This is a genomic window from Rathayibacter sp. AY1B7 (genome assembly GCF_002932735.1).
In the GTDB taxonomy this organism is placed as follows: Bacteria; Actinomycetota; Actinomycetes; order Actinomycetales; family Microbacteriaceae; genus Rathayibacter.
The window spans coordinates 58,542-76,631 of record NZ_PSWK01000018.1; the positions used below are offsets into that span (position 1 = coordinate 58,542).

The following is an 18,090-nucleotide window of genomic DNA, read 5'->3' on the forward strand; positions in this document are numbered from 1 at the left end:
GGTACCGTGCCCGATCCCCTGTCCTCGTTCCTCACCGCGCTCGACCTGACGGACACCGGCGCCCGCACCAGCGAGGACATCTCGACGGGTCCCTCGCAGTGGATGCCCGAGGGGCGGGTCTTCGGCGGCCAGGTCCTCGCGCAGTCGCTCATCGCGGCCGGTCGCACCGTCGAGGGGCGCTCCGTGCACTCGATGCACGGGTACTTCCTCCGCCCCGGGGACGTCTCCCTGCCGATCACGTTCTCGGTCGACCGGATCCACGACGGCCGCTCCTTCTGCACCCGTCGGACGCAGGCCTACCAGAACGGACGCCCCATCCTCTCGATGATCGCCTCGTTCCAGACCGAGGACGAGGGCCTCGACCACCAGGCGCCGATGCCGGAGGGGATCCCCGACCCGGAGTCGCTGCCGAGCACCGCTGAGATCCTCGCGGGGGTCGACCACCCGGTCGGCAGCTTCTGGGCCACGCAGCGCCCCTTCGACGTGCGGCACGTCGAGCAGCCGGTGTACCTCCGGGCCGACCCCGAGCGGGTCGCGCACCAGAGCGTGTGGATGCGCTCGCTCGGACCACTGCCGGACGATCCGATGCTGCACCGCGCCGCCCTCGCCTACGCGAGCGACTACACGATCCTCGAATCCACGCTCCGCCGACACGGTGCGGCCTGGACGACGCCCGGCCTGCGGATCGCGAGTCTCGACCACGCGATGTGGTGGCACCGCCCCGCGCGCGTGGACCAGTGGCTCCTCTACGTGCAGGAGGCGCCGAGCGCGTCCGGCGGACGCGGGCTCTCGCTCGGGCGCATCTACACGCAGGAGGGCGTGCTCGTGGCGAGCGTCGCCCAGGAGGGCATGGTCCGCGTCCCCCTGGGCTGAGCTCAGCCCCGCTTCGAGAAGGTGATGGGCTCCTCGACGTAGGGGCCCCACGCCTCGCGGAGCTCCTCCGGGATGCGCTGGGGCCTGCCCGTCGCGGCCGTGACCAGCACCAGAGTGGTGGCCGCCTTCGTGAAGAGCACCCGCGGGACGACGCCGGCGGGCGAGTAGAGCTCGTAGCAGACCTCGAGGCTCGCCCCGCCGATCCGCCCGATCCACAGCTCCACGTCGATCGGCGCGCGCATGTACGGGATCGGCGCGAGGTACTCGATCTCCTGCCGGGCGATGAGGCTGATCGACTCGGCGCCCGGCCGTGCGTCGAGCACCGCCGTCGCCATCCCGCCGGGCTGCGGCGAGTCCGGCTTCCAGAACGCCTGGATGCGCGCCTCCTCGAGCAGGCGCAGCATCTCGGCGTTGTTCACGTGCGCGTAGGCGTCGAAGTCCGACCAGCGCAGCGGGATGGCGACGTGCAGGCGCATCAGTCGCGGGTGAGCTTGCGGTACGCGGAGCGGTGCGGCTTCGCCGCGTCCGGGCCGAGGCGCTCGATCTTGTTCTCCTCGTACGCCTCGAAGTTGCCCTCGAACCAGTACCAGTTGGCCGGATCCTCCTCGGTGCCCTCGTAGGCGAGGATGTGCGTCGCGATCCGGTCGAGGAACCACCGGTCGTGCGTGATGACCACGGCGCAGCCCGGGAACTCGAGGAGCGCGTTCTCGAGGCTGCCCAGGGTCTCGACGTCCAGGTCGTTGGTGGGCTCGTCGAGCAGGAGCAGGTTGCCGCCCTGCTTGAGCGTCAGCGCGAGGTTGAGGCGGTTCCGCTCGCCACCGGAGAGGACGCCGGCCTTCTTCTGCTGGTCCGGGCCCTTGAAGCCGAACTGCGAGACGTAGGCGCGGGAGGGGATCTCGGTCTTCCCGACGGTGATGTAGTCGTGCCCGTCGGAGACGACCTCCCACAGGTTCTTCTGCGGGTCGATGCCGCCGCGGCTCTGGTCGACGTAGGAGATGTCGACCGTCTCGCCGATCTTCAGGTCGCCCGAGTCGAGCGGCTCGAAGCCGACGATCGTCTTGAAGAGCGTGGTCTTGCCGACGCCGTTCGGGCCGATGACGCCGACGATGCCGTTGCGGGGCAGCGTGAAGCTGAGGTCGTCGATGAGGACGCGCTCGCCGAACTGCTTGTGCAGCTTCTTCGCGTCGATGACCTGGGAGCCCAGACGGGGGCCCACCGGGATGACGATCTCCTCGAAGTCGAGCACGCGCGTCTTCTCGGCCTCGGCCGCCATCTCCTCGTAGCGCGCCAGGCGCGCCTTCGACTTCGCCTGACGGCCCTTGGCGTTGCTGCGCACCCAGTCGAGCTCGGTCGTGAGCCGCTTGGCGAGCTTGGCGTCCTTCTTGCCCTGGACATCCAGGCGGGCGCTCTTCTTCTCGAGGTACGTCGAGTAGTTGCCCTCGTAGGGGTAGAGGTGCCCGCGGTCGACCTCGGCGATCCACTCCGCGACGTTGTCGAGGAAGTACCGGTCGTGGGTGACGGCGAGCACGGCGCCGGGGTACTTCGAGAGGAACTGCTCGAGCCAGAGCACGCTCTCGGCGTCGAGGTGGTTGGTGGGCTCGTCGAGCAGCAGCAGGTCGGGCTTCTGCAGGAGGAGCTTGGTGAGCGCCACGCGGCGCTTCTCGCCACCCGAGAGGTTGGTGACGAGGGAGTCCCCCGGCGGGGTGCGCAGCGCGTCCATCGCCTGCTCCAGCTGCGAGTCCAGGTCCCAGGCGTCGGCGGCGTCGATCGCCTCCTGCAGGGTCCCCATCTCGGCGAGGAGACTGTCGAAGTCGGCGTCCGGGTCGGCCATCGCGAGGGAGATCTCGTTGAAGCGGTCGATCTTGCCCTTGATCTCGCCCACGCCCTCCTGGACGTTCTCGAGTACCGTCTTGGTCTCGTCGAGCTCGGGCTCCTGCATCAGGATGCCGACGGTGTAGCCCGGGCTGAGCCGCGCCTCGCCGTTGCTCGGCGTGTCCAGCCCCGCCATGATCTTCAGGATCGTCGACTTGCCGGCGCCGTTGGGCCCGACCACGCCGATCTTCGCTCCCGGCAGGAACGACATGGTGACGTCGTCCAGGATCAGCTTGTCGCCGACCGCCTTCCGCGCGCGCACCATCGAGTAGATGTATTCAGCCATGCCCAGTCCTCAAGTCCGTCGGTCTGCGCGGAGTCGGGTCGCCCGCCGGTCCCCTGCTCCGCGCGGAGGCGCTGACGGAGGCTCGGACCGGGGCGGGACGCCGGGCCCCGGCCGACGCGGAGCGCAAGCCGCGGGACCGTCCGCACCAGACGAGGATAACGGGAACTCGCCGGTCCGCGTCGGAGGGAGCGTCTGAACGCGGACCGCCCTCCGCTCCGGCCGGGCCGGTGGGGAGGGCGGATCGCGTCAGCGGCCGACGGTGCGGATCAGCTGCAGGGCGTCAGGCGCTCCACCGCCTCGGACAGCGTGTCCGTGCTGCCGAGCAGGATCACCTGCGTCGCCTTGGACGCGGTGATGTCGGCGAGGACCGCCCGGGGCACGCAGGTGGGCTGGACCGCGAAGAGCGGGCTCCGGGTGTAGCCCGCCGCCGTGGCTCCGGCCAGGGCGTCGGGGAACTTCTCACCGGTCGCGAGGTAGACGGTCGTCGCCGAGGTGAAGGCCGCCTTGTTCAGCTTCTCCGAGGTGTCGTACCGGTCGGTCCCGCCGATGCGGGTGATCACGGGGCCCGTGATCGAGCGCTCGATGCCGGCGCTGACCGAGAGCGTCGAGCCCGCGATCGTCAAGCTACTGACCTTGAGGCCGCTGATGATCTGCTGGGTGAGGGGGTCCGCCGTGGAGCCGGTTCCGTTGGTCAGCACCACCGGAGCGCGATTCGCGCCGGCTGCGGCGCTGGCGCTCAGGGCGTCGGGGAACTTCTCGCCCGTGGCCAGCCAGGCCATCGAGGAGCCGCCCCTGAAGGCGTCCTGGAGGATCAGCTTCGAGGTGTCGTAGCGGTCGACTCCGCCGATGCGCGTGATCTTCCCCTTCGGCGCATACGCGGCCAGGTCGCTGTAGACCTGGCTGCCGACGCTGAGCTCGGAGCCGACGACGACGATCTTCGCGGGCTTGAGACGCGTCAGCTCGGTGCGGACGACCTGGCTCATCGAGTCGCGGTCGACCAGGAGCAGCGGCCCGCCCGCCTTGGCCGCGGCGGGTCCGGCGCTGAGCGCGTCCGGGAAGTTCTGCCCGGTGGCGACGTAGACGACGGGGACGTTCGCCGGGAAGGTGCGCTTGGACACCTCGACCGCGGTGCCCTGACGGTCGGTGCCCGAGATGCGCGAGACGACCGGCGAGCCGGCGGGCGGGGCAGTCGGCGTTGCGGTCGGCGTGGGCGTGACCGGAGGAGTGGTCGGGGTCGGCGTGACCGGCGGGGTGGTCGCGGTGGCCGTCGGGGTCGGCGTGACCGGCGGGGTGGTGGCTCCGCTTCCTGTCACACGGACCGCGGCGTCCGACGTGATGGTCGCTCCGCGGGGCTGCTCCACCCTGCCGTTGCTGATGCCGGTGACCTGGAGCAGGCTGCTCACGCGGTCCTTGTAGGCGTCGTAGGCGCTGGACGGGATCGTCACGGTGACCTTGGACTGATCGTTGTCCGCGACCACCTGGGCGGGGATCCGCTCGGTCCTGCTGGGACCGACGTAGGCGGCGAGCCCCTGGAGGTCGTAGAAGCCGGGCTGGTTGGACTCGAGGACGACGGTGTCGCCGCCCTTCACGTCCGGCACCTCAGCGGCGTTGCTGTAGGCGAAGTAGGCGGCGCTGCGCTGGAGCGTCTGCGCGGTCCCGCTGAGGTCGACCCCGCCGACGCCGCCGCTGCCGGAGGCTCCGGCGACGGAGAGGGTGGCCGACGTGGTCAGCTCGTAGCCGCTGTCGACCGGCTGGCCGATCGGCTCCCGGGGGTTCTTGATCGGCTGCTTCTGCGCCGTGATCTGGAGGGCGACGGTTCCACTGCCGAACGAGGCGAGGGGCTGCTTCAGGTCGATGCGGAAGCTGCGGCTCCCGGACGCGAGCTTCGCCGACCCGGCGAGGTCGTAGTCACCGATCGCCCAGTTGTAGGTCGTGAACGCCGGATAGGAACCCGTCGGCCGAGCGGAGTCGGAGAGCGTGACGTCGAGACCGGTGACGTCGCCCGCGACGGGACTGATCTGGGCGGCCGAGAACGTCTCGGTGGTCGACCAGTTGTAGGGACTCGTCAGCGCGACCATCCGGCTCTCCGCGGCGGCGGCCGCTCCGGCTCCTGTCGTCACTCCGAGGACGACGGCTGCCGTGCTCGCGACCGCGATGGCGGTGCGCCTCCACCTCGCTCGCGTCGTCGTCTGCGGTCGGGATGTGGTCATGGCGAGTTCCCCCTCGTCGTGGTCCTCGTGCCGAGCACTCCCGTCGGCACGTCCGTCGCGGTGCCCGCGCTGGGGCACACGTGTCGGTCAGGGCAGCCTAACCGTGCGGAGCGGCGTCCCGGGGAGGGGAGGGCGCCGCCGACCACCGGGATCGTCGACCGGTCCGCCCGCACGAGGCTGTGCTCACGCTCGGATCCGCACCGGTCGGAGTGGTCCTGCTGGAGCGACGGGTGAATTCCGTGCTCTCTCGGGCTCGACGGGCGAGGGGGCTTGTCGAGGATCCTTTCGCCCTTCCGGACCCCGACCGGGGCGCATGGCGGAGCGGTTCCCGGTCGAGGCCGGCGCGTCAGCCCTGGATCGGGACGGTCCGGCCGACCAGGCAGGCGCCGGTCGCGATCGGAGCCGCGATCACCGCCCGCACCCCGCCGCTCTTCGGGCCGTACTGGCCGATGAGGCACGACTCCCCGAGCTTGACGGAGACCTGCACCGAGTCCGCGTCGAGTCCGACCGAGGTCTCGTCCGCTGTCAGCTGCATCGACTCGCGGGAGAACCCCGCCGCGACGAGCGCGTCGACCACGATGGAGCCGCTCACCTCCGGATCGGGCTCGGCCGCCGCGCGAAGGGTCTGCTCGAACACGGGGAGGTTCTGCTCCGTCGTCCCGCCCGGCACGAAGGCGACGGGTGCGGCGGACTCCGCCGGTGCCGGCGCCTCGGCCGCGGAGGAGGACACCACGGGGTCCGGCGCCGACGGCGACGTGCAGCCGGAGAGGCAGACGGCGAGACCGCCGAGCACGAGCGCGATGCGGGCCGCTCGGTTCCGTGTCACGCCCGGCTCCTCCCGACCGGGACGGCTCTCGCTCCGGTCCCCCGGATCAGAACGGGGTCTCCCCGGATCCTACCGAGAGACCGGGAGCGCCTCCGCCGACGCCCGCCGCCACCGGCGGCTCGGGCGCGGCATCACCGCGGTCATGCCCCGACGCGCCCCAGTCCCCCGCCGCGGCGCCCTCGCGCGGCGCCTCCTCGCTCCACGCGGGCTCGGCGGCAGGGGCGGGAGCAGAGGCGCGCCCGACGGTCTTCGTGAAGCTGCTGGTCCCCCAGGCGAGGTCGTGCCCGATGCCCTCGGCCGTGAGGACCACATCCGTACCGGCCTTGCCTCCCGCCTCCCAGGCCCTCAAGCCGAGCCGCCCGGTGACGAGGATCCGGTCGCCGCGCGACAGGGAGGACAGCGCGTTGCCGGCCAGGCCGTTGAACGCGGTGACGGTGTACCAGTTGGTCGAGACGTCGACCCAGCGCTGCTCCGAGCGGTCGTAGCGCCGCTGCGTCGAGGCGAGCCGGAAGCTGGTCATCGCGGTGCCGCTGGAGGTGTCGATGCTCCGGGGCTCGGTGCCGATGGTCCCGATGACGGTCAGCGTGTCGGTCATGGTCGTGTCCTCTCTACTCCTGCCCCGCCACGGCTGCGACGGGCACGGCGCCCGGGCGGAGGGGGCTGGTACCGCTCGGGCGCCGCAGGGCCAGTGTCGCGACGAAGGGCCCGCCTCCGAGGTGGAGGCGGGCCCTTCTGGGGAGAGGACGAGCGGATCGTCCCCTGTGGAGGAGCGTTACGACGCGGTGATGTACCTCGAGTAGGACTTGCGGATCTTGTTCACCTTGGGCAGTGCGACCGCCATGCAGTAGCCCTGGCCCGGGTTCTTCGCGAAGAAGTCCTGGTGGTGGTCCTCGGCGGGGTAGTAGACGCCCAGCGGCGAGATCTCGGTGACGATCGGGCCGTCCCACCACTCGGACGCACGGTCGCGCGCGGTCTCGAACAGCTCCTTCTCCTCGTCGGAGGAGTAGAACATCGCCGTGCGGTACTGCGTGCCGACGTCGTTGCCCTGGCGGTTCAGCTGTCGCGGGTCGTGCAGGGTGAAGAAGACGTCGAGGACGACCTCCTCGGGGATGACCTCGGGGTCGAAGGTGACGGCGACGGCCTCGGCGTGGCCGGTGCGCCCGGAGCAGACGTCCTCGTAGTCGGGCTCGGTCGTGCGGCCGCCGGTGTAGCCGGAGACGACGTCGGTCACGCCGTCGAGGACGCGGTAGACGGCGTCCAGACACCAGAAGCATCCTCCGGCGAGTACGAATGTGCGCATTGCGTGTGACTCACTTCCTGTCGCGTCGACGCGTCCGGGGTGCCGGAGGCGTCAGTCGGTCCAACACGCTCACCGCCCCCTGCATTCCGCGGATCCGCCCCCTGCAATAGAGTCGCGGCGTGAGCTACGACGCCGCCCCCGCCCGCTACGACCGCATGGACTACCGACGCACCGGACGGAGCGGACTGCTGCTGCCCGCCCTGTCGCTGGGCCTCTGGCACAACTTCGGATCCGACCGCTCCCTCGACACGCAGCGCGCGATCCTCCGCCGCGCGTTCGACCTGGGCGTCACCCACTTCGACCTCGCGAACAACTACGGACCGCCCTACGGCGCCGCCGAGACGGCCTTCGGCCGCATCCTCGCGGAGGACCTCCGCCCGTACCGCGACGAGATCGTCATCTCCTCCAAGGCCGGATACGACATGTGGCCCGGCCCGTACGGGGACGGCGGCTCGCGCAAGTACCTGCTCTCCTCGCTCGACCAGAGCCTGCAGCGGATCGGCGTCGACTACGTCGACGTCTTCTACTCGCACCGTCCGGACCCGGAGACTCCGATCGAGGAGACCATGGGCGCTCTCGTCTCGGCGGTGGAGTCGGGCAAGGCGCTCTACGCCGGCATCTCGAACTACTCGCCCGAGCAGACCCGGGCCGCGCAGGCGGCACTGGCGGGCAGCGGAGTGCCGCTCCTCCTGCACCAGCCCCGCTACTCGCTCTTCGACCGCGGACCCGAGGACGGCCTCTTCCCCGTGCTCGACGAGCTCGGCACCGGTTGCATCGTCTTCTCGCCGCTGGCGCAGGGGCTCCTGACGGACCGCTACCTCGACGGCACCGTGCCGGAGGGGTCCCGTGCGGCGACGTCGCGCTTCCTCTCCTCCGACCGGATCGACGAGGCGTACCTGACGCGCGCCCGCGGCCTGAACGCGATCGCGCAGCAGCGCGGCCAGTCGCTGGCCCAGCTCGCCCTGAGCTGGGTGCTCCGGGTGCCCACCGTCACGAGCGCCATCATCGGCGCGTCGAGCGTCGCGCAGCTCGAGCAGAACGTCGCCGCGCTGGACGCCGGCCCCCTCTCGCAGGAGGAGATCGACGCGATCGAGGAGTTCGCGGTGCACGGCACGACCCTGCGCTGACGCCCCGGCGGGGATGTCGGTGGTCGGCCGTAGTCTGCGACAGCACTCGGCCGGTGGGTGCTCCGAGACTCGAGCAGGAGGAACCGATGTCCCTGTCCACGCTGCACGCCACCCGCACCCCGCCGACGCTCACCCGGGTCAACGCCCGGCTGTGGCGCGTGAGCACCGGCTCGGGCGCCGTGGTCGGTCACATCGAGCTGGTCGAGGATCCGCTCGGCGAGCGGTACCGCGCCCGGCTGCTGCGGGCGGGCATGCCCGCCGGCGCCGAGCTCGGCGAGTTCTGGAGCGTCGACGACGCGATCGAGGTCTTCCGCGTCGCCTGACGCGCCGATCCGCCCGGTCGGCGGCGTGCCGACCGGGCCGCGGCGACCGCCCCGGATAGCGTTCGCCCCATGCAGTGGTGGAACGAGTTCATGTCCTGGATCCGCACGAGCGACGGGCACCAGGCGGTCTTCACGGCCGCTGTGGTCCTGCTGGCCGTGGTGGTCGGAGCGATCGTGATCGCCTCCGTCTTCCGAGCGTCCATCGCGCGCCTCATCCGTCAGCAGGATCACGAGCGGAAGAACGCGGTCATCGCGACGCTCGTCGACGCCGCGGTCGACGCCTCGGCCTGGAACGTCCTCAGCAGCCCGGAGCGCGTCCTCAGCGACCGCGCGTCCGCGCAGGCCGAGACGCACCTGCGCCTCCTGCCCGTCAAGGGCTCCGGCGTCGCGGCCAACTGGGCCGCTCACGAGCTCGCCGAGCTGAAGCACACGTCGAGCACCGGCGGCTACCAGACGCAGGCGAGCGTGGGCGAGTTCCGCGACCGCCTCGTGCAGTGGCGGGACAAGCCCGGGCGCGCCCGGAAGGCCTTCCTCGCCGACCTCGAGCGCTGGCGCTTCTCGGAGACGGGTCGAGACCGCTCCGCCGAGTCCGCTCCGTCGTCCGATCGGGCCGCGAGCACCGCCGAGGCCGCTCCCCAGCGCACCGCTCCCCCGGCCGCCGCACCGACCGCCGTCGCACCGGTCGTCGTCGGCGCGGGCTCCGCCTCCGGCTCTGCAGCCCCGCAGACGCCCACGATCGTCCTCCCCGCGTCGGCCGGGGACGCCTCGCAGGAGGAGACCCGCCGCCTGCTCGCCGACGTCGACCGCCTGGAGGTGCCGTCGCGCGAGCGTCCCGTGGAGGAGCTGCCGCCCGTCGACCCGCAGCGCTCGGCTCCTGCCGCCGAGCCGCAGCCGGACGCGGAGCACGACGCGACGCCGTCGGCTCCGGCCGACGGAGACCGCGACGACGTGCCGGCCGACGACGAGGCGGTCGTCCGGGCGGACGAGGCCCGGTTCGAGCGGTCCGCCTCGGACGACGACCGAGGCCAGGAGCGCAGCTCGGTCTGAGTGCTCCCGACCACGAGAAGAAGGCCCCGATCGCGAGTGCGATCGGGGCCTTCTCCGTGGTGCGGGCGGTGCGTGTACTGACTAGCTGTGTGCATCACGTGCACGGGCGACTCGGCCGACCAGTACGGCGAGGGGCGCCGCGACGATCGTCCACGCGACGGCGATTCCACCGAGGATGGCGAGGAGCAGCATGGTCGTACCTCCGTTCGTTACGTCGTTGTAATTCCGGACACCCCAAGACTAGGTGCCTGAATGACACTCAAACGACTTCGGGTGGGAAACACGCCGGTGTTGCCTCCGATTTGCCGGTGTGTTACTGGTGGGGCGACCGCGAGTCCTCGTCCGAGGGTCACCGGAGCGGAGGAAAACCCCGTGGGTGCCGGGCGTCACTCCTCGGAGGAGCGCAGCGCCGCCCGAGGAGAGGCCGCGACGCGGTCGAAGGACGGGCGCGAGGCGTCGACGCTGATCCGCACGCCACCGGGACAAGACTAGGGACGGCGACCGGCGCGCTCCCGATCCGATGGTGCCCCCGGCAGGAATCGAACCTGCGACCAAGAGATTCCGACCCGATGCCTTGCGGTGGATCTCTGTGCCTCCCAGTTTCTGCCTCTGACCAGGTCGAATAGGTGGGCCTCGCTGGCCCTGACTGTCCTTGGGTCACCGCTCGTAGCCCTGTTTCCGTCGACTAAACGATGAGCGCCCCGGCCCCCGTCACCCTGTAGCCACGAGCTGCAGGCGTGCGCGGAGGTCGGGGCCTTCGTGCGTCCGGACCCGGTAGTGCCGTTCGGTGATGTCGGTGCCCGCGTGACCGAGCTGCCGGGACGCCTCGCCGAGGTCTTCGACCAGCGTCGCGACCGACTTCCGGAAGGTGTGCGGCGTGACCCACTCCCACTCCGTGCCCTCCGTGAAGCGCCGCAGCTGCTTCCGGAAGTTGTTCGGGTCCCGCACTGTCGAACGCTCGAGGAACAGCGATGGGAACACGAGGTCGACGTCGCGATCGCGCGCGGCGAGCATGTCGACGATGAAGTCGGGGAGCAGAAGGCGACGCCGCGAGGTCGACGACTTCGGGTGCGTCTGGATGGTCATCCCGGCGCCCTTGGTCCAGAGCGTCGTCCCGCGGATCGTTGCGGAGGGGGTGGGCGCGTCGAGGTCGACGTCGGCCCAGCGGAGCGCGAAGACCTCGCCGACGCGCGCGCCGGTGCCGGCCATGAAGTCGACGGGGTCGACGACGTCGCCGAGGACGCTGCGCCGGTCGGCGGCCAGCGCGGTCCGGAACGCGCGGAGCTCGTCGAGGGTGAGGGCGCGCACTTCCGGGGGCGTGGATCGGATGGAGCCGACGTCGCGGATGGGGTTCGCGGGGATCGCGTCGAGGCGCGCGGCCATGCCGAGGATGCCAGAGAGGACGCTCTTCGCCTGCTTCGCGGTCGCGGGCCCGCGGGTGCGGGCGAGGGTGCGGAGGAAGGTGTCGCAGCGGGCGGTGGTCATCTCGCGCAGGCGGACGCCGCCGAGGCCCTGGTCGACGTGCGCGAGCGCCTGCCGGTACCGGCGCTCGGTGGTGGGCGCGCGCTGCCCGTCGATCTCGTCGGTCCACCACTTCTCCCCTGCGTCGCGGAGCCGCGTCTCCGGGGTGAGCTCGTCGCCGAGAGGGGCGCGGCGCTCGAGGAGGGCGCGGGTGAGGAGCTCGCGGGCGTTGCCGGCGCTCTGGGCGCTCTTGCGTTCGACGATGCGGGTGACGCCGTCGTAGTCGCGGAAGCGGGTGCGCGCGACCCAGGGTCCCTTGGCCTTCGGCGCCGGCGTGACGGTGACGAGTCCGTTGGAGCCGATGGGTAGCGGCGGGCGTGGCATGGGCGCTCCTAGGCGGTGCGGTGGTCTCGGAGGTAGAGCTCGAGGAGGTGGTCGGTGACGCCGAGCTCGAGTGCCCAGACGCCGGGGTCCGGGCTCATGCGTGCGACGTCGGCGAGGTGGTCGGGGGCGATGAGCTTGCGGGCGGCCCACCGGTCGGCGAGTCGCTCGATGCGGGGGGTGGTCTCGGCGTGGCCGAGGCAGACGTGGCCGAGCTCGTGCGCGAGGGTCTGGCGTTCGTGCCAGGCGCGGAGTCCGCGCTTGAGGACGATGACGCGCTCGTCGGGGAGCCAGAGGCCGTTGGCGGATCGGATCCTGCCGTGGAGGACGGGGATGCCCAGCCGGTCCGCGTGCTCGTACGGGTCGTACGCGGTGGCGGCCGGGCGGTGACTCATGGGGTCCTGTCGTCGAGGTCCTGTTCGGGGTCGGAATGATCGGCTGCGATCCGGTCGCCGTACCGGGCTGCGATCTCTTCGTCGGTGAGAGTGTCGAAGGGACCACCGACATTCCGCCGACGCCTGTCGGATAGCTGCACGGCTGCGGTGGTCTGCTCGTCCGAGATGGGCTCGGTGAGCTCGGGGTGCTCGCCCTCGGCTTCGATGACGCGGCGGAGGATCTCTTCGGCGAGCTGACGGTCGGTCGCGCTGCGGAGCGCGGCTTCGCTGATGGAGGCGTGCGCCTCGTCGGGGCTGATGTAGCCGGCGGCGACGAAGGCGGGGAGGATCGGCGCCCCGTAGGCGCGGCAGATGGCGACGACGGTCGCGGCCTTCATCTCGCCGTCGAGCTGGCGAACGAGGGTGCTCGGGGTGATCCCGGCGGCGAGGGCGACGGAGCGCAGGCTCTTGGTGCCGCTGATCTGTTCGATGTGTTCCCGAAGTGCGTCATTCACGGGTGCGAGTCTGTCGCAACTTTGCGACACACGCAAGCCGTAATGCCCCGGAATGGCGGGAAAGCACCTGAACACTTCCGCAACAACCACCCCCGTCCGTGTTGCATTCATGCGTCAGGCCGTCGCATACTTGCGACACAGCAACGCAGAACCGCAACGAGGAGGACCGAATGGGAAGCACGCTCCGGATCAAGCCGGGACTGCTCAAGAGGCTCCGCGAGGTTCGCGAGATCCCCAGTGAGGAGCACCAGGCGCGCCTCATGGGAGTCCACCGCGCAACGCTCCGCCGCGTCGACGAGGGCGCACAGCCCTCGGCGGCGTTCATGGTCGCGATGGTCGACACGTTCGGCCTGAGCATCGGCGAAGCATTCGAGGTCGTGAAGACCCCGTCCCTCGCAGAGCAGAAGCAGAAGGTCGCGGCCTGATGGCCAAGCACCTCACCGTCACCGACCTCGCCGACGAGCTGCAGATCGAGGAGGCTGCCGTCTACCAGATGCGCAACCGGAACCCCGACGCACTGCCCCCGGCATTCAAGGTCGGGAAGTACCTGCGCTGGCGTCGCGAAGACGTCGACGCGTGGATCGCGGCCCAGCTGCCGACGTCGAACGTGACGTCGATCAGCGGCCGACGCTCCGCCTAGACCGCCAGCAATCCCGCTGGCAGGGGCCGGCCACCGCGACGTTCTGAGTCGCGGACGGAGACCACCGGCCCCACCCCTCTCCCCCATCACACCCCGCGCCGTGGGAGGCGCTGTTCGTCGCGCCTTCCGAAGGGGCGCGCCGGGCACCACACCAGAAGGGAACGACCATGAGCATCGTCGAAGACACTCACCTCGAGACGTGGAAGGCAGAGGTCGACTCGAGCCTCGCCGAGCGCCGTTGGCTCGCCTGGATCGGCGACGCTGAGCGCGCCGCCGGCCACTCGATCGACGGCGACCAGGCGGTAGACGGCTACTCGATGGACTTCGCCTACGAGGCGTGGGAGCTGGGCGCCAGCCCGGCCGCCTACGTGCGCTCCTTCCAGAAGGAGGCGTGATCATGCTCACGCTCCGCCGCGGTGAGGTTGTCAACCTCGCCGAGTACGTCCCGGCCATCGTGTCCGCCATGCACCACCGGCTCGACGGCCTCGCCGCCGAGTACCCCCTCACCGGCAAGGCGGCCGCCTGATGGCCGGGCGCAGCCTCACCCCCGAGCAGATCGACGAGATCCGATCGCGAGGGGCGGCCGGCGAATCCGCACGCTCGATCGCCGAGAAGGTCGGGTCCTCGAGGAACACCGTCATCAAGTACCTCGCGGCGCCGACCGACCCCAAGCCCGCGCAGCGCGGACAGGGCTCGCCCTCGCAGCGCGCAGGGCTCTACGGCTCGATCCCCGAGGTCTCCCCGGCCGACAAGGCCGCCGTGCTCGCGGACCTCGAGCGGCGCGGCCTCGCGGACGACCTCGCGGACATGCTCGGCCTGCGCCCGGCGGTGTCCCCGTGACCGCCATCGACACGATCCCGGCTGCCGTCGGCGTACCCGCGGGAATCGCCCTGTGGCTCGCCGTCATCTGGCCGGCCCTCCCATCCCGGATCCGGGAGCGACTGACCCCTCACCGCTGGATCGGCGCCCAGGCCCGCTACTGCACCGCCCACCAGCGGTGCCGCGGCCTCCTCCGCTTCTACAACCAGTACGGCGTCCGCATCTGCGATGCGACCACGACCCAGGCGCCGGCCGCCTTCGTCGGGTTCGACTCCGCGAGCGTCTGGCCTCGCGTCATCCACTGCGAGCTGCACCACGGTCACCGCGGCCGCCACTACAGCATCGACGCCGATCGGACGTGGACGCGATGACCGCCCCGCTGCAGTTCTCCGAGCCCGCCAAGCCGGTCCCCGCAGACGTCCTCGACGTGCTCGCCGAACGCGCGGATGCGGGCGACGCGTACCTGATCGTCCGCGGCGACGTCGGCGCCCGCCTGCGTCGGAGCCTGCCGAAGGACCACCCGGAGCGCACCGGCTCGCTCTGGGAGCGCCTCGCCGGCTGACGCGACTGCACCTCACCCTCCCCACCCATCACCCGCTCACGAAGGAGCCCCCATGTCCGTACAGATTTCCGGCCAGGTCCCCGGCGAGAAGCTCAACGGCCTCGTCGACCTCGCCTCCCAGTTCATCGACGACGAGACCGGCCGCGTAGTCGTCATCGGCGTCGTCGAGCCGTCGAAGATCGTCCACAACGTCGCCAAGCAGGAGACCTACCCCGTCGTCCGGTTCATCCAGATCGACGCGCTGCAGGGCGAGCTCGACGACGCCTCCCGCGCGAAGCTCGTCGACGCGCTGATGGACGGCGACCTCGAACTCATCGGCCGCGCGCTCCTCGAGGCCGCGTACAAGGCGAGGACCGGGCTGGATCAGCTCGACTTCGACGCGCCCGACCTCGACGCCGACGAGTGAGCGACCCGACCGAGCGCCTCCACGTCGTCTCGTTCTCCATCCCCGGAGAGCCGAAGGCGAAGGAGCGGCCCCGGCACGGGAAGGGCGGCCGCACTTTCACCCCCGCGACCACCCTCCGCGCCGAAGCGGGGATCGCCGAGCTCTTCAAGGCCGCGTGCGAGCTCGCCGACCCGCTCGCCTGCGACGTCGCCATGCGGCTCGACTTCCACCTCGTGCGCCGCGGCCGCCGCGACGTCGACAACCTCCAGAAGCTCGTGATGGACGCCCTCAACGGCGTCGCCTACGTCGACGACAACCAGGTCGTCGACATCCGCGCCACGAAGCGCTTCGTCGAGAAGGGCCACGCCGGCTCCTTCATCACCCTCTGGGCCGTCGTGCCCGCAGGCACCCCAATCGCCTGACCACCCACTCACAGAAGGATCACCATGACCAGCCAGACCACCACCCAGCCCGCAGCCGTCGACACCGACGACGAGTCGTGCCGCGAGCCCATCGACGTCGCCGCGCTCGCCGCCGAGTACGCCCGGTTCGGCGCGGTCGCCGCCGACGCGAAGGAGCGGCAGGAGCAGATCGCCGAACAGCTGCGCGAGGGCCTCGAGTTCGGCACGCACCAGGCGGGGAACCTCGCCGTCGCGATCCAGCACAACCGCCGGCCGAACACCGCGCAGATCGAGAAGGACTACCCCGCCGACCAGTACCCGGCGATCTACGTCTCGAAGCTCGACATGGCCGCGTTCCGGAAGTACGTCGCGCCGATCATCGTCGAGAACTACCAGGTCGAGGGCGCCCCGAAGGTCCTGGTCAAGTGAGCCTGTTCTCGGCAGCTTCTTCTTTATCCAGCCAGGGCAAAGAAGCTTCCAGCCCGTGTTCCTCGCATGTAGCTGTCAGTCGATCCTTTTCCAGTTTCGATTCCTGTAACAAAGCGAGAGCGTCGACGGTAGTAGTTTGCCAAAGGGTGACAATGCTCTCCTTATCACTGTTGGTGAGAGCATCCATAAAAATAGAAGAAGCAAAATTAGGCAATCTGCTTAACCATGCCGCTTCCCAGGAGTCATCTTCACGGAAAGCGGCGGAGCAAGACCAGGCCGCAACAGCTATCTCATCGAGCGCTGTTATCGAGGCCGCGGTCCCAGCCGTTTTTCTGTTACGAGTGGTGGTCCGGTGCACTGCGAGCATCAGCTTGGCAATCGACTCAGCTCTGGTGTCGCGCTTCTTTTCTTCGAGGCGGTCAGCCCTCTCCTTGTCTGCCGACTCTTTCAATGCGTCTATCTCGACGCGGACAGCCTCCAGAGCATCGGTACGAGCTTTGGCCGCGACTATGAATGCGACTATCACAGGAATAAGAACCGAGAGAAATGGCCAGAAGAACAAGTTAAAGAAATTGGCAACAGGATCAGACGACACGGCGTCAATGAGTCGCTCGAACCGGCATTCAATCAAGGGCGGCGGGCAGTCCATGAACGCGACCCTACTGGACATCGCGTGACCGCGATTGACGTCGAGCGCGCGTACCTCGGCGTCATCGAGCGGGCGATGGCCGCGCACCCCCGCAGCCACCAGAAGCGCATCGGGCCGTCCGAGATCGGTGACCCCTGCGACAAGGCGATCCTGCACAAGCTCGCGCAGGTCCCCGAACCGCCCCGCCCGCCTGCGTGGAAGCCCGCGATCGGGACCGCCGTCCACGCGCAGCTCGAGGAGTGGTTCGATGCCGCGAACCCCGACAGCCACCTCGAGTGGGTCACCGAGAACACCGTCTACGTCGGCGACATCGGCCCCGAGCGGATCCTCGGCTCCTGCGACCTCTTCCACATCCCCTCCGGCACCGTCATCGACCACAAGGTCATCGGCGCGAAGCAGCTCGCCGACTACCGGGCGAACGGCCCCTCACCGAAGTACCGCGTGCAGGCGCACCTCTACGGCCTCGGCTACTTCAAGGAGGACGGATGGGGCATCCCGCGCGAGGTGATGATCGCGTTCCTCCCCCGCGACGGCGAGCTCGGGAAGACCTACCTCTGGCACGAGCCGTGGAACGCCGGCATCGCCCTCGAAGCGATGAACCGCGCGAACCGCCTCGACCAGCTGTGGCGCCTCGTCGGCCTCGAGAAGGCCGTCGAGATCTCCCCCGGCTGCGACGACCCCTACTGCGCCTGGTGCCGCCTCGACCGGGCCGCCGCCGACCGGGAGAAGGGAGGGCCGCTCTTCACCCTCTGACCGCCACCCCCGCACGACCCGCACGGACCAGCACGACCACCCAGACAGCCCGAAAGGCGAAACCACTCATGTCCCTCTTCGACATCTCCGGCGGCAAGTCCGCCACCTTCAACACCATCGGCGAGACCATCACCGGCACCATCACCCGCGCGCCCTCCGAGCGGCAGGCCACGAAGTACAAGACCACCGACCTCGACTTCTGGCCCTCCGGCGACCCGAAGATGCAGATCCAGGTGCCGCTGCAGACCACCCTCCGCGTCGACCCCGACGACGACGGCGTCCGCACCCTCTACGTCACGAAGTCCAAGGGCGACTCCCGCTTCCGCGCCATCGCCGAAGCGATCGCCGCGGCCGGCGCCGGAGACCTCGCCGTCGGCGGAATCCTGACCGTCACCTACACCGGCAACGACCCGCAGTCGCAGAACCCCGCGAACCCGAAGAAGCTCTACACCGCCACCTACGCGGCGCCCGCGTCCGGCTTCGCTCAGCCCGCGCCCGCCGCCGCACCCCAGCAGCAGCAGGCGCCGGCCGGGTTCCCGTCGCAGGCCATCCCCCAGCAGGCCCCGCAGCAGCAGGCGCAGGCGCCGTTCGTTCCGCAGACCCCGCCGCCCGCGGGGACCTGGCCCGACACCGCCCCGCAGCCCGCCGCGCCCACCGCGCCGGCGGCGCCGGCGGCGCCCGCCGTCGCCGGACACCCGTCCGGCCTCCCCGGCGAGCTCGTCGAGAAGATCCGCGCCCTCATCGGCATGCAGATCCCCGACGTCGGCATCGCCTCCGCCACCGGCGTCACGCCCGAGCAGGTCGCCGCGGTCCGCGCGTCCTGACCCACCCCGGCGGCGCCCACGGGGTGAGGGGTG

Annotated in this window: 26 protein-coding genes; 16 read left to right on the plus strand and 10 right to left on the minus strand. The window is 70.5% G+C overall.

Features of this window, described 5'->3' with window-relative positions; genetic code table 11:
- Positions 1-6: 6 nt before the first annotated feature.
- Positions 7-873 (plus strand): acyl-CoA thioesterase II, encoded by an 867-nt coding sequence (locus C5C95_RS11155; RefSeq protein ID WP_244230637.1) that lies wholly within the window; start codon positions 7-9, stop codon positions 871-873.
- Positions 874-875: 2 nt separating this feature from the next.
- On the opposite strand, the gene C5C95_RS11160 is transcribed toward C5C95_RS11155, so the two are convergent.
- The 6 genes from C5C95_RS11160 to msrA form a co-directional block, all read right to left on the minus strand.
- Positions 876-1,349 carry a thioesterase family protein gene (locus C5C95_RS11160; RefSeq protein WP_104223707.1) on the minus strand — a complete coding sequence of 158 codons (474 nt, stop codon included), beginning with the start codon at positions 1,347-1,349 and terminating at the stop codon, positions 876-878.
- Positions 1,349-3,031, minus strand: coding sequence for an energy-dependent translational throttle protein EttA (gene ettA / locus C5C95_RS11165; protein WP_104324449.1), 1,683 nt, complete (start codon positions 3,029-3,031; stop codon positions 1,349-1,351). The genes C5C95_RS11160 and ettA overlap by 1 nt, the downstream gene beginning before the upstream one ends.
- A gap of 266 nt (positions 3,032-3,297) precedes the next feature.
- Positions 3,298-5,241 carry a cell wall-binding repeat-containing protein gene (locus tag C5C95_RS11170; protein WP_104324450.1) on the minus strand — a complete coding sequence of 648 codons (1,944 nt, stop codon included), beginning with the start codon at positions 5,239-5,241 and terminating at the stop codon, positions 3,298-3,300.
- 346 nt (positions 5,242-5,587) lie between these two features.
- Positions 5,588-6,067 carry a DUF6993 domain-containing protein gene (locus C5C95_RS11175; RefSeq protein WP_104324451.1) on the minus strand — a complete coding sequence of 160 codons (480 nt, stop codon included), beginning with the start codon at positions 6,065-6,067 and terminating at the stop codon, positions 5,588-5,590.
- Positions 6,068-6,113: 46 nt separating this feature from the next.
- Entirely contained in the window at positions 6,114-6,662 is a 549-nt protein-coding gene (locus C5C95_RS11180; RefSeq protein ID WP_104324452.1) for a single-stranded DNA-binding protein, read from the minus strand.
- Between the two features lie 177 nt (positions 6,663-6,839).
- Complete coding sequence (gene msrA / locus C5C95_RS11190; RefSeq protein ID WP_104324454.1) at positions 6,840-7,367, minus strand: peptide-methionine (S)-S-oxide reductase MsrA; 528 nt, start codon at positions 7,365-7,367, stop codon at positions 6,840-6,842.
- Between the two features lie 119 nt (positions 7,368-7,486).
- On the opposite strand from msrA, the gene C5C95_RS11195 reads away from it, so the two are divergent.
- The 3 genes from C5C95_RS11195 (at position 7,487) to C5C95_RS11205 (ending at position 9,864) form a co-directional block, all read left to right on the plus strand.
- Complete coding sequence (locus C5C95_RS11195; protein ID WP_104223714.1) at positions 7,487-8,494, plus strand: aldo/keto reductase; 1,008 nt, start codon at positions 7,487-7,489, stop codon at positions 8,492-8,494.
- An 86-nt stretch (positions 8,495-8,580) separates the two neighbouring features.
- Positions 8,581-8,817, plus strand: coding sequence for a hypothetical protein (locus C5C95_RS11200; RefSeq protein WP_104223715.1), 237 nt, complete (start codon positions 8,581-8,583; stop codon positions 8,815-8,817).
- Positions 8,818-8,886: 69 nt separating this feature from the next.
- Entirely contained in the window at positions 8,887-9,864 is a 978-nt protein-coding gene (locus tag C5C95_RS11205) for a hypothetical protein (protein ID WP_104238546.1), read from the plus strand.
- Between the two features lie 711 nt (positions 9,865-10,575).
- Here the strand turns inward: C5C95_RS11205 and xerC are convergent.
- Genes xerC through C5C95_RS11220 form a run of 3 tightly spaced genes read right to left on the minus strand, consistent with a single transcriptional unit; the run spans position 10,576 to position 12,706 of the window.
- Positions 10,576-11,709, minus strand: coding sequence for a tyrosine recombinase XerC (gene xerC / locus C5C95_RS11210; RefSeq protein WP_104324455.1), 1,134 nt, complete (start codon positions 11,707-11,709; stop codon positions 10,576-10,578).
- A gap of 8 nt (positions 11,710-11,717) precedes the next feature.
- On the minus strand, positions 11,718-12,101 hold the full coding sequence (locus tag C5C95_RS11215; RefSeq protein ID WP_104324456.1) for an ImmA/IrrE family metallo-endopeptidase: 384 nt from the start codon (positions 12,099-12,101) through the stop codon (positions 11,718-11,720).
- Positions 12,098-12,706, minus strand: coding sequence for a hypothetical protein (locus C5C95_RS11220; RefSeq protein WP_146087077.1), 609 nt, complete (start codon positions 12,704-12,706; stop codon positions 12,098-12,100). The genes C5C95_RS11215 and C5C95_RS11220 overlap by 4 nt, the downstream gene beginning before the upstream one ends.
- Positions 12,707-12,765: 59 nt before the next feature.
- Between C5C95_RS11220 and C5C95_RS11225 the strand changes: the two genes are divergently transcribed.
- The 10 genes from C5C95_RS11225 to C5C95_RS11265 all read left to right on the plus strand — a co-directional run bounded on the left by C5C95_RS11225 (position 12,766) and on the right by C5C95_RS11265 (position 15,831).
- The gene (locus C5C95_RS11225; protein WP_104324458.1) at positions 12,766-13,020 is read left to right on the plus strand and encodes a helix-turn-helix transcriptional regulator; all 255 of its coding nucleotides are present in this window, start codon (positions 12,766-12,768) and stop codon (positions 13,018-13,020) included.
- A complete protein-coding gene (locus C5C95_RS11230; protein ID WP_104324459.1) occupies positions 13,020-13,235 on the plus strand; it encodes an AlpA family transcriptional regulator in 216 nt (71 codons plus the stop codon). The genes C5C95_RS11225 and C5C95_RS11230 overlap by 1 nt, the downstream gene beginning before the upstream one ends.
- A gap of 167 nt (positions 13,236-13,402) precedes the next feature.
- Positions 13,403-13,630, plus strand: a complete 228-nt coding sequence (locus C5C95_RS11235; RefSeq protein WP_104324460.1) for a hypothetical protein — start codon at positions 13,403-13,405, stop codon at positions 13,628-13,630.
- A gap of 2 nt (positions 13,631-13,632) precedes the next feature.
- Positions 13,633-13,761, plus strand: a complete 129-nt coding sequence (locus C5C95_RS17850) for a hypothetical protein (RefSeq protein WP_258072662.1) — start codon at positions 13,633-13,635, stop codon at positions 13,759-13,761.
- Positions 13,761-14,075, plus strand: a complete 315-nt coding sequence (locus C5C95_RS17475; RefSeq protein ID WP_104324461.1) for a helix-turn-helix domain-containing protein — start codon at positions 13,761-13,763, stop codon at positions 14,073-14,075. The genes C5C95_RS17850 and C5C95_RS17475 overlap by 1 nt, the downstream gene beginning before the upstream one ends.
- On the plus strand, positions 14,072-14,425 hold the full coding sequence (locus C5C95_RS11245; RefSeq protein WP_104324462.1) for a hypothetical protein: 354 nt from the start codon (positions 14,072-14,074) through the stop codon (positions 14,423-14,425). Before C5C95_RS17475 ends, C5C95_RS11245 begins: the two co-directional genes overlap by 4 nt.
- Entirely contained in the window at positions 14,422-14,616 is a 195-nt protein-coding gene (locus C5C95_RS11250; RefSeq protein ID WP_146081524.1) for a hypothetical protein, read from the plus strand. The genes C5C95_RS11245 and C5C95_RS11250 overlap by 4 nt, the downstream gene beginning before the upstream one ends.
- A 52-nt stretch (positions 14,617-14,668) precedes the next feature.
- Entirely contained in the window at positions 14,669-15,022 is a 354-nt protein-coding gene (locus C5C95_RS17480; protein ID WP_104324464.1) for a hypothetical protein, read from the plus strand.
- A complete protein-coding gene (locus C5C95_RS17485) occupies positions 15,019-15,423 on the plus strand; it encodes a RusA family crossover junction endodeoxyribonuclease (protein ID WP_181125659.1) in 405 nt (134 codons plus the stop codon). Before C5C95_RS17480 ends, C5C95_RS17485 begins: the two co-directional genes overlap by 4 nt.
- Positions 15,424-15,447: 24 nt before the next feature.
- On the plus strand, positions 15,448-15,831 hold the full coding sequence (locus tag C5C95_RS11265; protein WP_104324465.1) for a hypothetical protein: 384 nt from the start codon (positions 15,448-15,450) through the stop codon (positions 15,829-15,831).
- Here the strand turns inward: C5C95_RS11265 and C5C95_RS17145 are convergent.
- On the minus strand, positions 15,824-16,480 hold the full coding sequence (locus C5C95_RS17145) for a hypothetical protein (protein ID WP_146087079.1): 657 nt from the start codon (positions 16,478-16,480) through the stop codon (positions 15,824-15,826). The two genes, C5C95_RS11265 and C5C95_RS17145, sit on opposite strands and share 8 nt — an antisense overlap.
- Before the next feature lie 24 nt (positions 16,481-16,504).
- Between C5C95_RS17145 and C5C95_RS11270 the strand changes: the two genes are divergently transcribed.
- Positions 16,505-17,233, plus strand: a complete 729-nt coding sequence (locus tag C5C95_RS11270; RefSeq protein ID WP_104324466.1) for a hypothetical protein — start codon at positions 16,505-16,507, stop codon at positions 17,231-17,233.
- Between the two features lie 68 nt (positions 17,234-17,301).
- The gene (locus C5C95_RS11275) at positions 17,302-18,057 is read left to right on the plus strand and encodes a hypothetical protein (RefSeq protein ID WP_104324467.1); all 756 of its coding nucleotides are present in this window, start codon (positions 17,302-17,304) and stop codon (positions 18,055-18,057) included.
- Positions 18,058-18,090 lie beyond the last annotated feature (33 nt).